This is a genomic window from Aeromonas sp. 602396 (genome assembly GCF_049173735.1).
Lineage (GTDB): Bacteria > Pseudomonadota > Gammaproteobacteria > Enterobacterales > Aeromonadaceae > Aeromonas > Aeromonas veronii_A.
Genome location: NZ_JAAKSD010000002.1, coordinates 197,531 through 210,998 on the forward strand (window position 1 = coordinate 197,531; position 13,468 = coordinate 210,998).

9 protein-coding genes are annotated in these 13,468 nt (G+C 61.0%); all 9 read right to left on the reverse strand.

Annotated features, from left to right (window positions below; translation table 11 throughout):
* Nucleotides 1–11 precede the first annotated feature (11 nt).
* The 9 genes from G5229_RS04555 to G5229_RS04595 all read right to left on the reverse strand — a co-directional run bounded on the left by G5229_RS04555 (nucleotide 12) and on the right by G5229_RS04595 (nucleotide 13,468).
* A complete protein-coding gene (locus tag G5229_RS04555) occupies nucleotides 12–374 on the reverse strand; it encodes a copper-binding protein (protein ID WP_216953225.1) in 363 nt (120 codons plus the stop codon).
* 58 nt (nucleotides 375–432) lie between these two features.
* Nucleotides 433–3,561 (reverse strand): efflux RND transporter permease subunit, encoded by a 3,129-nt coding sequence (locus G5229_RS04560; protein ID WP_421208666.1) that lies wholly within the window; start codon nucleotides 3,559–3,561, stop codon nucleotides 433–435.
* 73 nt (nucleotides 3,562–3,634) lie between these two features.
* Entirely contained in the window at nucleotides 3,635–5,167 is a 1,533-nt protein-coding gene (locus G5229_RS04565; protein WP_421208667.1) for an efflux RND transporter periplasmic adaptor subunit, read from the reverse strand.
* Nucleotides 5,168–5,439: 272 nt separating this feature from the next.
* A complete protein-coding gene (locus G5229_RS04570) occupies nucleotides 5,440–5,940 on the reverse strand; it encodes a hypothetical protein (RefSeq protein WP_058055875.1) in 501 nt (166 codons plus the stop codon).
* Between the two features lie 57 nt (nucleotides 5,941–5,997).
* Nucleotides 5,998–6,750 carry a substrate-binding periplasmic protein gene (locus G5229_RS04575; protein WP_058055876.1) on the reverse strand — a complete coding sequence of 251 codons (753 nt, stop codon included), beginning with the start codon at nucleotides 6,748–6,750 and terminating at the stop codon, nucleotides 5,998–6,000.
* Nucleotides 6,751–6,866: 116 nt separating this feature from the next.
* Nucleotides 6,867–9,977 carry an efflux RND transporter permease subunit gene (locus G5229_RS04580; protein ID WP_421171806.1) on the reverse strand — a complete coding sequence of 1,037 codons (3,111 nt, stop codon included), beginning with the start codon at nucleotides 9,975–9,977 and terminating at the stop codon, nucleotides 6,867–6,869.
* Nucleotides 9,978–9,986: 9 nt separating this feature from the next.
* Nucleotides 9,987–11,186: an efflux RND transporter periplasmic adaptor subunit gene (locus G5229_RS04585; protein WP_421208753.1), complete on the reverse strand. Its 1,200-nt coding sequence runs from the start codon at nucleotides 11,184–11,186 to the stop codon at nucleotides 9,987–9,989.
* A 397-nt stretch (nucleotides 11,187–11,583) separates the two neighbouring features.
* The gene (gene xthA, locus G5229_RS04590) at nucleotides 11,584–12,390 is read right to left on the reverse strand and encodes an exodeoxyribonuclease III (protein WP_416014157.1); all 807 of its coding nucleotides are present in this window, start codon (nucleotides 12,388–12,390) and stop codon (nucleotides 11,584–11,586) included.
* A gap of 115 nt (nucleotides 12,391–12,505) precedes the next feature.
* Nucleotides 12,506–13,468 carry an ion channel gene (locus G5229_RS04595; protein ID WP_201937181.1) on the reverse strand — a complete coding sequence of 321 codons (963 nt, stop codon included), beginning with the start codon at nucleotides 13,466–13,468 and terminating at the stop codon, nucleotides 12,506–12,508.

The following is a 13,468-nucleotide window of genomic DNA, read 5'->3' on the forward strand; positions in this document are numbered from 1 at the left end:
AATGACTCTGATTACTGTTTCTGGATAGTGGTTACGGTTAGCTTGCCGTCCGGGTTCTCGGCGTGAAAGCGCACCGCATCCCCCACCTTCAGATCCTTGAGCAGGGCCGGATCGGCCACCCGAAAGACCATGGTCATCGCCGGCATCTTGAGGTTGTCGATCGCCTCGTGCTTGATACCGACCTTGCCGTTGGCCGCGTCGATGCGGCTGATGACCCCCTGGGTCATCGCCATCTCGCCCATCTCGTTCATGCCTTCCATCTGGCTCATCTGGCCCATGTCGTGGCCTGCATGGTTCATCATCTCTTCGGCTTGCAGGTTGGTGTGGGTGGCAAGGCCAAGCAGCAGGGTCAGGGTCAGCGTCTTGTAGTTCATGGTGTTTCCTCGTCGTTGATTCAGATTCTTGGTTGTCAAAAAGGGCGCTGCCACCGGGTTAGCCGGCGGGTTGGTGCTCGGTCGCGCCCAGGTGCCGGCTGCGCCACAGGTAGTAGGCGGCGGGCAGCACCAAGAGGGTCAGCACCAGCGCGCTCACCATGCCGCCGATCATGGGGGCGGCGATGCGCTGCATCACCTCGGATCCGGTGCCGTGGCTCCACATGATGGGCAAGAGGCCAGCGATGATGGTGACCACCGTCATCATCTTGGGGCGCAGGCGCAGGGCGGCGCCGTGGATCACCGCCCGGTGCAGACCCGCCTTGTCCGGCTTGCCACTGGCCACCAGGTCATCCCAGGCATGGTTGAGGTAGACCAGCATCAAGACGCCGGTCTCTACCGCCACCCCCGCCAGAGCGATAAAGCCCACCCCGACCGCCACCGAGAGGTTGAAGTCGAGCAGCCAGAGGGTCCAGATCCCCCCCACCACCGCCAGCGGCAAGGTGGTGAGAATGAGCAGCACCTCCTGAACGCGGCGAAACGCCAGATAGAGCAGCAGCACGATAATGGCGACCGTCAGCGGCACCACGTAGGCGAGGCGCGCCTTGGCCCGTTCCATGTACTCGTATTGGCCAGACCAGGTGAGGGCGTAGCCCGCCGGCAGCACCAGCTGCTTGCCCACCTCGGCTTTGGCCTCATCGACGAAGGAGCCGATATCGCGGCCGCGAATATCGACGTAGACCCAGCCGTTGAGCCGCGCGTTTTCACTGCGCAGCATGGGGGCTTCATCGCTGATGTAGACCTGGGCTACATCCGCCAGCGCGATGCGAGCGCCACTTGGCGTGACCACCGGCAGCAGCTCCAAGCTGGCTACAGAATCGCGATAGCTCTGGGGGTAGCGCAGGTTGATGGGATAGCGTTCGCGCCCCTCGATGGTTTGGCCCACCTCCATGCCGCCCACTGCGGTGGCGAGCACCGCCTGTACATCGGCGATGTTGAGGCCATAGCGGGCCGCTTTGAGCCGGTCGATATCTACCTTGACGTAGCGGCCACCCGCCACCCGCTCGGCGTAGACCGATGAGGCGCCCTCTACCTTGCCAACGATCTGTTCGAGCTGTTGGCCGAGTTGCTGGATCACCTTGAGATCCGGCCCCGCTATCTTGATGCCGACCGGGGTCTTGATACCGGTGGCAAGCATGTCGATGCGGGTCTTGATGGGGGGCACCCAGGCGTTGGTGAGGCCGGGGAAGCGGATGAGGGAGTCGAGCTCCTCTTTCAGCTTCTCCGGGGTCATGCCGGGGCGCCACTGATCCCGGGGCTTGAGCTGGATGCTGGTCTCCATCATCACCAGATCGGCAGGGTCGGTGGCGGTTTCGGCGCGCCCCGCCTTGCCGAACACGTTCTGCACCTCGGGTACGGTACGAATGAGCTTGTCGGTCTGCTGCAAAATCTCCCGCGCCTTGCCCACCGAGATATTGGCTGCGGTGGTGGGCATATACATGATGTCCCCCTCGTCCAGCGGCGGAATGAACTCGGAGCCCAGGTACTTGAGCGGCCAGAAGCCCGCCACCGTGACCACGGCGGCGATGGCCAGGGTGGTTTTCGGGCGGGCCAAGACGGCTTTGAGCAGCGGCACATAGCCCTGGCTTAGCCAGCGGTTCAGCGGGTTGGCTTGCTCCGCCAGCACCTTGCCACGGATGAAGTAACCCATGATCACCGGCACCAGCGTGATGGCGAGCGCGGCAGCCGCCGCCATGGCATAGGTCTTGGTGAAGGCGAGGGGGTGGAACATCCGCCCCTCCTGCGCCTCCAGCGCAAACACCGGCAGGAAGCTGATGGTGATGATCAGCAGGGAGAAGAAGATGGCAGGCCCCACTTCGATGCTCGCCTCTGTGATGATGCGCCAGCGGTTCTTGTCGGTGAGCGCCTCCTGCTCCATGTGTTTGTGGACGTTCTCGATCATCACGATGGCGCCATCCACCATGGCGCCGATGGCGATGGCGATGCCCCCCAGCGACATGATGTTGGCGTTGATCCCCTGCAGGTGCATCACGATAAAGGCCACCAGAATGGCGATGGGCAGGGTAATGACCACCACCAGTGACGAGCGCAGGTGGAACAGGAAGGCGAGGCAGACCAGCACCACCACGGCGAACTCCTCCAGCAGCTTGCCGGAGAGGTTATCGATGGCGCGCTGGATAAGGTCGGAGCGATCGTAGACGGTGACCACCTCCACCCCCTCCGGCAGGCTGCTCTTCAGCTGAGCGAGCCGCGCCTTGACCCCGTCGATGGTGTGCTGAGCATTCTCGCCATAGCGCATGACGATAATGCCGCCCACCACTTCCCCTTCGCCATTGAGCTCGGCCAGGCCGCGCCGGCTCTGGGGCCCGGTGACCACATCCGCCACGTCGCCCAGCAGCAGCGGGGCGCCGCGCACATTGGTGCCGAGCGGGATCTGCTTCAGATCCTCGACGCTCTTGAGATAGCCGTTGGAGCGCACCATGTACTCCGCTTCCGCCATCTCGATGACGGAGGCGCCGGTCTCCTGATTGCCCTGCTTGATGGCGGTCTCGATAAGGGAGAGCGGGATGCCGTAGGCGCGCAGTTTGTCCGGGTCGACCCGCACCTGATACTGGCGCACCATGCCGCCCACGGTGGCAACTTCGGAGACCCCGTCCACCGTCTGCAACTCGTACTTGAGGAACCAGTTCTGCAGCGAGGTGAGCTGGCTGAGGTCATGCTTGCCGGTTCTGTCCACCAACGCGTACTGATAGACCCAGCCCACCCCGGTGGCATCGGGGCCGAGCTGGGGACGGGCGGAGGCGGGCAGGTTGGGGGCGACCTGGCTCAAATACTCCAGCACCCGGGCACGGGCCCAGTAGAGGTCGGTGTTGTCGTCAAACAGCACATAGACGAAGGAGTCGCCGAAGAAGGAGTAGCCGCGCACCGTGGTGGCCCCCGGCACCGCCAGCATGGCGGTGGTGAGCGGGTAGGTCACCTGATCCTCCACCACCTGGGGCGCCTGGCCTGGATAGGAGGTCTTGATGATCACCTGCACGTCGGAGAGATCCGGCAGGGCGTCCACCGGGGTTTGCTTGACCGACCAGAGCCCCCAGGCGGTGAGCATGAGGGTCAATAGCAGCACCAGAAAGCGGTTGCCCACGGACCAGCGAATAATCGAGGGGATCATGGTTGGGCTCCTTGCTCATTGGGTGCAGAGAGCGGAGAGCGGTTGCCTGTCAGGCAGCGAATGATGGAAGGGATCATGATTTCTTCTCCACCTCGGGCATCGCCATCTGATGCTGGCTATGGTCCATGTCTTCCATCTTCTCCATCTCATCTGCCGCAGGCTTGGCGGTGTCACCGCTTGCCGGCGTTTGCTGCTGATGGATGGTGGTGATGCGGTACTCATCCCCCTCCTGCATCACCTGCAGATGGAGGGGCTGTCCCTCGACCAGCTTGCTGATGTCGACTCCTTCGGCGACGGTAAATTCCATCTCCATGGCGGGCCACTGCCACTCGGGGATGGGTTGGTGGGAGACCATCAGGGTACGGTTGGACAGATCGATGCTTTCAACCTCGCCCTGGGTCCATACCTGGGCAGGGCGCACTGCCGTCATACGCTGGAAGTCTGAATCGATGGCCGACTCGGAGTCGAGCAGGAACTGGGCCGAGCTGACGATGTTATCCCCCGCCTCTACCCCTTCCTTGATGGCCACCTTGTCGCCAAACTGGGGACCCAGAGTGACGGCCACCGACTTGAAGCTGCCATCCCCCAGCGCCAGCACCAGCCGGTCCTGGCTGCCGGTACGGATCACCGCTTCGCTCGGCACCACCGGTTGCGGCTCTCCCTTGCCCGCCTGAATCGTCACCTTGGCGAACATATTGGGTTTCAAAAACTCGTCCGGGTTGGCGAAGCGCAGGCGCACCTTGAGGGTACGGGTGGTGGCATCCAGAGTCGGGTAGAGGTAATCGACCCGGCCCTGCCAGTGGCGGCCGGGGGCGTAGTCGAGGGTCATGGTGACCGGATCCCCCACCTTCAGCTGGGCGGCCTGGCGCTCGAACACCTCGGCACTCACCCACACCTGCTTGAGGGTGCTGATGTTAAAGAGGGCCGCGGCGGGCTCCACATACTGGCCTTCGCGCACCTTCAGCTCGGAGACATAACCGCTGCTGGGGGCATAGATACGCACCGTCTCCTGCACCTGACGGGTGCGCTTGAGGGCCGCTATCTGATCTGCCGGTACCTGCAGGGACTTGAGCTTGCCTTCGGCGGCGCGCAGCAGCAGCGGGTTGGCAGTGTTGAGGGCCAGCAGGTATTCGTGCTGGGCGTTGACCAGATCCGGGGCGTAGAGCTCGTAAATAAGGCTCCCCTTGCTCACCTGCTGCCCTTCGCTCTTGATGGCGAGGGTGCGGATCCAGCCCGCCATGCGGGCGTTGACCGCCTCCAGCTTGTCCTCGTCATAGCCGACGTAGCCCACCGTCTCGATCTGCTGGTGGATAGGGAGCTTCTCCACCTTGGCAAGCCGCACCCCCAGGTTCTGCTGGATCTCGGGGCTGATGGTGACGGTGCCCGGTGAGCCGCCCTGTTTTTCCTCATAGACGGGGATAAAGTCCATCCCCATGTTGTCCTTGGCCGGGGCATTGCGCTTGTCGCGCGGATCCATGGGGTTGACCCAGTAGAGCGGCGTCTTCTCCTTGGCCACGGTGCTAGCAGTGGTCTGTTTGGCAGCCCAGTAGCCGCCACCGGCGCCGAGGGCCAGCAGCAGGGCTGATACCAGCAGTTTCTGGCTCATCGCACACCCCCACTTAGTGGCAGGGTGGCAAAGTTCTTGGCGGCGATAAGGCCGGTAACAGGGACAAGTGACATCATATCTCTTCTCTTGTGCAGGCCGCCGGATCGGAGATGGACAAGGCATCACCTAAGGGATTGGCGGCAAACGGGGCGCAGCTGTATCAGCGCGCACGGCTCCCAGTGAGCGGGCCGGTTTGGCCGGGGCACAGGGTCAGGCAAGGCGGCAGGAGACGGGCAAGCCGAGGCTTGCCGCTGCCGCAAGAGAAGATCTTTCTAGTGTCGCAGCACCGACAACATCAGGTGTCGGCGCGGCCAGGAGGGGGGATGGGTACCGCGTGATCGCAGGAAGGGATCCCGCAACCAGTTATCAAGCAGTGCAGTTGCGAAGTTACTGCCAAGTAGCAGGGGGAAGATCAGCAGGGCGACCAATACACCCAGCAGAGCTATCGCGCCGAAGGAGAGGGCATTGACGCCGGTCTGCATCTGGCACTCATCGCCCATGGCCGACCCCTCGTCTCCCTGATGGCAGGAGAGGGCCATGGTATCGCTCGGGTGAGACATTGCGGGCATCGCATGAGAGCTCTCGCCATCCGCCATCGCCATGGATGAATCCAACATCACCATTGGCAGGGGGCTGCTTTGGGTCGTCTCGGAGGAGAGGGGAGAACCATGCCAGCTGATGCAGAGAGTCAGATTGCACACGAGCAGCAGCGCCAGCAATAGCCGGGCTAGCAGGGCAGAGGGCAATCTTGTCGCAAGCTGGGTGAGTGACAATCCGGTCATCCTTCAGGATCTGGTATCCAGACTCTAAACCTTGCTTCTGGGAGAAGGTCAAGGCGAGGGCTGGCGCTGTTGTTGCAGATAGATGTCGCTGTATTTCTCCAGCAGCTGATCTATCCACTGCCTCATGCCCGGCGCTTGCAGCATGGGTTCCAGCTGTTCGAGGGTGCCAAGATGGGGAGATTGTAGTGAAACAGAAATATAGAGCTCACCGCGCTGCAGTGGCCACTGCAGATCAACCATTCCGCTGCTCGGGTAATTTTCGCTCAAAAACAGGCGACCGGAAGAGCGGCCATAGGGAACGAAGTCGACCCGGTCACTGGCCAGCAGGCCAAATACCTGCTTGAGGGAGTTGACCCTGTAGATGCGGGTATTTGCTTGCAAAAAATCATCCATTTCGCTGCCAAGGCTGACGCCTATCATCATGGCTCCCCGCAGTCCGGTCAGATCCTCCCGTCGCTGCAGCAAGCGGCTGCCGGGTTGGCGCACGAACACCGCCATGTCATTGATGGCCATGGGCGTTCGGGTAAAGCGGGAGTAGTGTGCTCTCTCTTCGTTGCGCAGCGCACAGATATTGATGTCGACCTCTCCTTTCGCCACTTTCTGCTGACAGCGGGCCCAGGGGCCCACATAGGAGAGATCCACATTGAAACCCAACCGTTGATAGAGGGTACTGACTACTTCGGCACAAACGCCGATGATCTTGCCATCGCTCAGCCAGTTCCAGGGGGGATAATCGTGATGACCACAGGCGGAGAGGGTAGTGGTCGTCAAGGTCGTCGCGAGCCAGAGCTGAGCCAGCATATCCGGATCCTGTGCAAAAAAGTCTCGATGTGTGTCATTGAAGCACACCGCAGACAAAAAAATACCCCCGCACGGGCGGGGGTAGTTTGTTATCGGTGGAACGCCCGTGGAGAGCGTTACGGCTTGGCGCGCTTTTCCGACCCTTTCATGATGAGGCGGAAGAAGAGCGGGATAAAGAAGATGGCGATAAAGGTGGCCGCCAGCATGCCGCCGATCACCGGCCAGCCGAGAGCGTGACGGCTTGCGGCACCAGCGCCGCTGGAGGTGACCAGCGGCACACAGCCGAGGATGAAGGCCAGCGAGGTCATCACGATGGGACGGAAACGCAGGCGCGCCGCCTCCAGTGCCGACTCGATGAGGCTCATCCCCTCTTCGTGCTTCATCACCGCGAACTCCACAATCAGTATGGCGTTCTTGGCGGCAAGACCCACCAGGGTCACCAGCCCGATCTGGAAGTAGACGTTGTTGGTGAGTCCTACCAGCCAGGTGGCCAGCAGGGCGCCGAACAGGGCGAACGGTACGGCTGTGATCACCGCAAACGGCAGGCTCCAGCGTTCGTACTGGGCTGCCAGGATGAGGAAGATCATCACAATACCGAAGCCGAACGCCATGCCTGCGCTACCGGCAGAGGCCTTCTCCTGATAGGCGGAACCGGTCCACTCCAGCTTGGCATCGTTGCCAAGGGTACTGTTGGCCACCTCTTCCAGTGCGGCGATCGCCTGACCCGAACTGTAGCCGGGTGCCGGCTGTGCCATGATCTTGGCTGCCTGGAAGATGTTGAAACGCTCTACCAGCTCGGGGCCAGTGGCATCACGGACCGTCACCAGGCTGCTGAGCGGGATCATCTCGCCGGTGTTGGAGCGCACGTAGACGTTGCGGATATCGCTCTTCTTGGCGCGGTAGTCCGCTTCGGACTGCAACTGTACCCGGTAGGTTCGGCCAAACTGGTTGAAGTCGTTGACATAGACCTGACCGAAGGTGGCCTGCATGGTGTCGAACACCGCATTGATCGGCAGCCCCAGCGCCTTGGCTTTCTCGCGATCCAGGTCGAGATAGACCTGCGGCACATTGGCACGGAATGTGGTTGTGACACTGGCAAACTCGGGGCGCTCCTTGGCGGCGGCGAGGAAGCGCTGTACTTCGCCCGAAAACTCCTGGGCACTGCCGGAACCCCGGTTTTGCAGGTAGCCTTCCAGTCCGCCGGTGGTGGACATTCCCTGGATGGGGGGCGGGTTGAAGGAGGCAACAAAGCCGTCAGCCAGCCCCATCAGGCTCATCCCCTGCAGAGTTTTGGCCAGCTCGAAGGAGTCCTGGCCTGTCCCCTTGCGCTCGCTCCAGTCCTTCAGGGTAATGAAGGTGAGACCGCTGTTGCTGATGATGGCGTTGGAGAGGATGTCGAAGCCCGAGAAAGTGATCACATCCTTCACATTGGGATTGGCCATGGCGAGCTTGTCGAACTGATCCGCCACTGCCTGTGTCCGGCTCATGGCGGCGGCATCCGGCAGCATGACGGCGGAGATGAGGTAGCCCTGATCTTCGTTCGGTACCAGCTCGCCCGGCACTTTCAGGAAGAGACCGTAGATGGAGAGCAGCAGTACGGCGATGATGGCAAAAGCGACCCCCACCCGACGGTTCAGGAAGGCCACACCCCGTACATAGCCGCGGGTCAGCTGGTCAAATTTATCGTTGAACCAGACGAAGAAACGGGCCGGTTTGTGATGTCCCTCTTTCAGCAACACGGCGCACAAGGCCGGAGAGAGAGTCAGAGCCACCAGACCGGAGATGGCCACCGAGACCGCGACCGTGATGGCGAACTGCTTGTACATCACCCCTGTCATGCCACCCATAAAGGCGACCGGCAGGAACACGGCGCAAAGCACCAGCACGATGGCGACCACCGGACCTGAGACCTCCTGCATGGCGAGGATGGCAGCCTCTTTGGGCGAACATTTCTTCTCGCTCATGATCCGCTCGACGTTCTCGAGCACCACGATGGCGTCATCCACCACGATACCGATGGCGAGCACCATGCCGAACAGGGTCAGCAGGTTGATGGAGAAACCGAGCACCAGCATGCCGGCGAAGGTCCCGATGAGCGACACTGGCACCGCGATACAGGGGATCAGGGTGGCGCGGAAGTTCTGCAGGAACAGGTAGACTACCACGAACACCAGCACGATCGCCTCGAACAGGGTGTGTACCACCTCTTCGATGGAGATCTTCACAAACTCTGTGGTGTCGTAGGGGATCTGGTACTCGATATCCTGCGGAAAGCGCTCCTTGAGCCGCTCCATGGTGGTGTGCACCGCATCGGCGACTGCTACGGCGTTGGCACCGGGCTGCAGATAGGTAGCGATACCGATGGCCGGTTTGCCGTTGGCGCGGGCCACCAGATCATAATCCTTGCCCCCCAGCTCGACCCGGGCGACATCGCGGACCCGGATCTTGGAGCCATCGGGCATGGAGCGAACTATGATGTTCTGGAACTCTTTCACATCTTCAAGGCGACCCTTGGTCTGCACCGTGTAGGTGAAGTCGATGGGGGTCGAGGTGGGCTGAGCGCCGATCTTGCCTGCCGCAAACTGGGTGTTCTGCTCGCGGATGGCGCTAATCACATCACTCGGGGTGAGTTCGAGCTGGGCCAGTCGATCCGGCCGCAACCAGATGCGCATCGCATAGTCGGTACCGCCAAACAGAGTGGTATCACCGATGCCGGGAATCCGCTTGAGCTCGTCGATGATGTTGAGCAGGGCATAGTTTGACAGATAGGTGGTATCAAACGAGCCGTTCGGCGACTGGAGGGTGACCACCTGCAGGATGGAGGTCGATTTCTTCTTGACCGTTACCCCCTGCTTTTTCACCTCTTCCGGCAGCTGGGCCATGGCGGCCGATACCCGGTTGTTGACGTTGATGGTGGCCTGATCCGGATCTGTGCCGATCTCGAAGTAGACGTTGAGGTTCATCTGGCCGTTGGAGGCCGAACCCGATTGCATATAGATCATCCGCTCGACGCCGTTGATCTGCTGCTCCAGCGGTGCGGCGACAGTCTGGGAGATCACCTCCGGAGTGGCCCCCGGATAGAAAGCGGTCACCGAGACCACCGGCGGGGTGATCTGGGGGTACTGCTCGATGGGAAGCGAGCGCATTGCCGCCAATCCGCCCAGCACGATAATGATGGAAATCACGCTGGCGAAGATGGGACGCTCGATAAAAAACCTGGAAAACATACGAGCTCCTTACTTGGCCGCTGAGTGGCTGACCATCTTGGCGGTGATGGCTTTCATCTCGTCGGCAGAGACAGGTTTCACCACGCTGCCGGGGCGAGCCTTCATCAAGCCTTCGACGATGTAACGGTCACCGGCATTGAGGCCGCTGTCGATCAGCACCCCCTCGGAGACCACCGGGCCCAGTTTGACCGGACGGGGGATCACCTTGTTCTCGGCATCGACCACCATCACCATGCGGTCAGCCTGGGACTGGACGATAGCGCGGGGCGGCACCACTATGGCATTCTTGCGGGTGCCCAGATCGATGGTCATACGGACAAACTGGCCGGGCAGCAGCACGCCGTCCTTGTTATCGAAGATGGCGCGGGCACGGATGGTGCCGGTCTGGGGATCGACCCGGTTGTCGGAGAAGTTGAGCTTGCCCGCTTGTGGGTAGACAGAACCATCGGCCAGGCGGATATGGGTGCGCCAGTTGGTGGCGTCCTTGGCTTCAATGGTCCCTCTCTTGACCGAGTTCTCGAAATCGAGGCGATCCTGCTCCGAGTAGGAGAAGTTGACGTAGAGCGGATCAAACTGGGTGATGGTAGTGAGCAGGCCGTTGTCGCCACTGGTGGAGATAAGGCTCCCCTCGGACTGGGAGCTCTTGCTCGCCATGCCGTTGATGGGGGCAGTGACCTTGGTATAGCTGAGGTTGAGCTCGGCCTCCTTCACCTTGGCCTGAGCGGCCTGATGGCTGGCGATGGCCGCTTCATAGTTGGCGATGGTGTCGTCATAGTCCTTGCGGCTTACCACCTGGCGCTTGAAGAGGGGAATGATGCGATCCCGATCGGCGCGAGCCTTGTTGAGTCTGGCCTGCTCCTGGGCCAGGGTGCCTTTGGCCTGCTCCAGCGCCACCTTGTAGGGCTCGGGGTCGATCAGGAACAGTTGCTGGCCGGCGGTAACCGGTTGGCCTTCTACATAAGTGCGCTTGAGCAGGATGCCACTGACCCGGGAGCGCACATCGATCTCGCGAAAACCGGCGGTCTCTCCCACCATCTCGGTGGTGAGCGGCACATCGGTCAGCTTGACCTCGGCGACCACCACAGGGACGGCGGGCATGCTCTGTGCCGTCTGGGTCGTCTCGCCGCCACAGGCGCTCAGACCACTGATCAGCGCCAGGGTCAGCAAGCTGCGTTTGTAAACCTCTCTTCCTGCATTGGGCACCTTCATCATCACACTCCTGTTGGATCGATTTCGGCTGCTGCGTTCAGCATGTTTCTCCATACACATCATTAACTTCATGATTAAAAAAACAACTTATTTATGATTGGAATGGGAGATGATAGGGCGGCAACCTTGAACACAACCTTCTCAAAGTGGCAATTAGGGTTGCCGATTGACGAAAAAAGTCTGACTTTTCCGATTTGGGCGGGGGGCTTCGGGGATGTTCATCCCGGGCCCGGGCTCTTCGTAACCGTATCACGCCAGCCACTCCTTGCTGCAAAAAATAAGGTGCCATAAGGCACCTTGTCTGGATGAGGTTTTTACGCCCTTTTATCGCAGGCAACCGCGAGCCGCTTCACAGTTTACGAATTCGTCGCGGCTCATCGGTTAATCTTGCGCCGTGTCAGGCGAAGCAGGCCCAGATGGGGGCGTGGTCGGAGGGTTTCTCGATGCCGCGCAGCTCGTAGTCGATACCAGTCTCGGTCACGCTGTCCTTGAGGGCGTCCGAGGCCATGATGAGGTCGATGCGCAGGCCGCGGTTCTCGTCAAAGCCCTTGGAGCGGTAGTCAAACCAGGAGAAACGCTCGCACTCGGTGGGATTGGCGGCGCGGAAGGTGTCGGTCAGGCCGAACCCTTTCAGTCGCTCCATCCATTCGCGCTCGATGGGCAGGAAGGAGCACTTGCCATCCCGCAGCCAGCGTTTGCGGTTCGCCTCGCCGATGCCGATGTCGAGATCGGTGGGGGAGATATTCATATCCCCGATCAGCACCAGCTGGTCGTCCGGGGTGTGGTTGATCTCGAGGTAGTGCTGCAGATCCTCGTAGAACTTCTGCTTGGCCGGGAACTTGGTCTCGTGATCCTGACTTTCACCCTGCGGGAAGTAGCCGTTCATCACCTTGATGAGAGAGCCGTCTTCACGTTCGAAGGTGGCCATGATCATCCGGCGCTGGGCCTCTTCATCATCGGTGGGGAAGCCTTTCTCCACCTTGACCGGCTTCTGCTTGCTCATGATGGCCACCCCGTAGTGGGCCTTCTGGCCGTGAAACTCCACGTGATAGCCCATGGCCTCCACATCGGCCAGCGGGAAGGCTTCATCGTGCACCTTGATCTCCTGCAGGCCGATCACATCGGGTTGGTGCTTGTCGATGATGGCTTGCAGCTGGTGCAGGCGGGCGCGCAGGCCGTTGATATTGAAAGAGATGATCTTCATGTCCGGGATGCTCATGTCATTTTTATAAGTGGCTATTGGACTAGGAATCGGCGGTGGATGCAAGTTCGGGGCGCGGGTCAGCACCAGTGGCCGACCCGCTTGGCAGGGAGAGGCGTCAGCGGGTCATCTTTTTGACGAATACCACCACAAACAGCGCCAGCGTGAAGCTGCCGGTAAAGGCTTCGAAGGCGGCAAAGATCCTGGAGAGCCCGACCGGAGTGAAGTCGCCGTACCCCAACGTGGTGAAGGTGACCACGCTGTAGTAGAGGCATTCGAGCAGGAAGATGGCGTTCTCTTCAAGGGGCGCCTCTGGTCGATAGATAAGGTAGTTACCCGCGAAGTTGAGGCCGCAGAAGAAGTAAAAAATGCTGCAGATAAAGATGAGCAGCAGAGAGAAGAGCACCACCCTCATCGGGGCCTCGCCATAGCCGCAGAAGAGATCGACCACCCAGGAGGTAAAACGCTGGGTCGACCAGAACGGCAGTTGCAGGCGGCGCATGGTGAGCTCCTGCTGGATATAGTTGCCGGACATGGTGAAGATCCCCTGCGCCTCGGAGGCTTTGCGCAGATCCCGGTAGGTCTCTTCCGCCTCCTTGAACCAGATGCGCGCCTGTTTGGGATCCCGTTCGCGGCGCCCCTTGCGATCCTGCATCACCCGTTTGCCGGTCTGCATGTTGTCGAGCCGGGTGTTGTGCCAGCGGATGCCGAGCAGGTTGACGTCATCGAGGGTGGCGCACTGGAGGTTGGCATCACTGAGATCGGCTTTCATCAGGCTGCCGCCCTTCATGCGCAGGCCGTAGAGGTGACCACCGCGCAGGTTGGCGCGATAGAGGTTGCACTGCTCCAGCAAAAATCCCTGATCGGACTCCTTGTTGACCAGATTGAGGCCCGCCAGATTGGCCCGTGACAGCTGCAGGCCGTGGCAGAGTCCGCCAGCGCGAACGTACTGTTCAAGCGCCTCGGCGGTGTGGGCTTCCTGATGGGTATGGTGGGGATCATGCCAGTGGCAGAGATCGTGCTCGCCAGCCTCTTCACTGCAGTGGCGGCCATCGGCCACCAGATAACGACACATCGCCAT

Bases quoted from the DNA above. Each gene is read 5' to 3' on its own strand.
- G5229_RS04555 (WP_216953225.1), bottom strand. From the start codon at position 374: ATGAACTACAAGACGCTGACCCTGACCCTGCTGCTTGGCCTTGCCACC.
- xthA (WP_416014157.1), bottom strand. From the start codon at position 12,390: ATGAAGATCATCTCTTTCAATATCAACGGCCTGCGCGCCCGCCTGCAC.
- G5229_RS04560 (WP_421208666.1), bottom strand. From the start codon at position 3,561: ATGATCCCCTCGATTATTCGCTGGTCCGTGGGCAACCGCTTTCTGGTG.
- G5229_RS04565 (WP_421208667.1), bottom strand. From the start codon at position 5,167: ATGAGCCAGAAACTGCTGGTATCAGCCCTGCTGCTGGCCCTCGGCGCC.
- G5229_RS04580 (WP_421171806.1), bottom strand. From the start codon at position 9,977: ATGTTTTCCAGGTTTTTTATCGAGCGTCCCATCTTCGCCAGCGTGATT.
- G5229_RS04575 (WP_058055876.1), bottom strand. From the start codon at position 6,750: ATGCTGGCTCAGCTCTGGCTCGCGACGACCTTGACGACCACTACCCTC.
- G5229_RS04585 (WP_421208753.1), bottom strand. From the start codon at position 11,186: ATGAAGGTGCCCAATGCAGGAAGAGAGGTTTACAAACGCAGCTTGCTG.
- G5229_RS04595 (WP_201937181.1), bottom strand. From the start codon at position 13,468: ATGGCGATGTGTCGTTATCTGGTGGCCGATGGCCGCCACTGCAGTGAA.